The organism is Brevibacterium daeguense, from assembly GCF_021729135.1.
GTDB classification, from domain to species: domain Bacteria; phylum Actinomycetota; class Actinomycetes; order Actinomycetales; family Brevibacteriaceae; genus Brevibacterium; species Brevibacterium daeguense.
In genome coordinates, this window is the sequence record NZ_JAJTWW010000035.1 from 1 (window position 1) to 1,067 (window position 1,067).

General features: G+C 66.9%; 1 pseudogene and 1 other annotated feature. The pseudogene reads left to right on the top strand.

The features are described 5' to 3' along the window. Positions 1–103 precede the first annotated feature (103 nt). A pseudogene (locus tag LXN01_RS15950) lies at positions 104–1,067 on the top strand (IS3 family transposase); the annotation flags it as partial. Further along, positions 379–494: a sequence feature (AL1L pseudoknot), on the top strand. It overlaps the preceding pseudogene by 116 nt.

Below are 1,067 nucleotides of genomic sequence, written 5' to 3' on the forward strand. Positions count from 1 at the left end.
CCAACGCCGGATCGAGACCACGGTGAAGACTGGTACCACGAGGACGACACCTTGAACCGTCCTGGGTTTAGTTCCGTTCTTTTTGTCTGGAGAATGGGAAGCTATGCCGAAGAAGTACTCTGCGGAGTTCAAGGAACGCGCGATCAGGATGGTGTTGGACCATCAGGGGCAGGAGAAGTCTTCGCGGGCGGCCGCCGTGCGGGCGGTCAGCCAGGCGTTGGGAATGTCGCGGGAGACACTGCGCGGGTGGACGCGGCAGGTCGAGATCGACGCCGGCACGGCGGCCGGGCAGACGACCGATGAGCGGGAGGAGATCCGCCGGTTGCGGCGGGAGAACGCCGAACTGCGCCGGGCCAATGAAATCCTCAAGACGGCGTCGGCGTTTTTCGCCGCGGAGCTCGACCGGCCCACGACGAAATGATCCGGTTCATCGACACGTACCGGGGTCAGTTCGGGGTCGAGCTCATCTGCCGCACGCTGGGTGCGACAGCCCGTGGGTTCATCACCTCCCGCGGCTATCGGGCCGCGAAAGCTCGTCCTCGATCGGCGCGCAGCATCCGCGATGAGCTGCTGCGCGGTGAGATCTGCCGCCTGCACCAGGCCAACTACGGGGTCTACGGGGTGCGCAAGATGTGGCACGCGATGCGCCGTGCCGGGTGGCTGATCGGTCGGGACCAGACCGCCCGACTGATGCGCGCAGCCGGGTTGTCCGGCGTCGTCCGCGGCAGACGGCCCCGCACGACGACACCCGCGGCAGCGCCGGATCACCGGCCGGACCTGGTGATGCGCGACTTCAAAGCACCCGCCCCCGGCAGGCTGTGGGTCGCCGACATCACCTATGTGCGGACCTCGTGCGGGTTCGTCTACACCGCGTTCGTCATCGACGCCTACAGCCGCCGGATCGCCGGGTGGGCCACCCGATCGTCGATGACGACCGAAGCCCTGCCCCTGGAAGCGCTCGAGCATGCGCTGTCCACCGCCCGGCGTGATCCCGTCGAGCTGGTCCATCACTCCGATCGCGGCTCCCAGGGTGGATTCAAATGGTCGTCGCAACACCCTGATCTTGG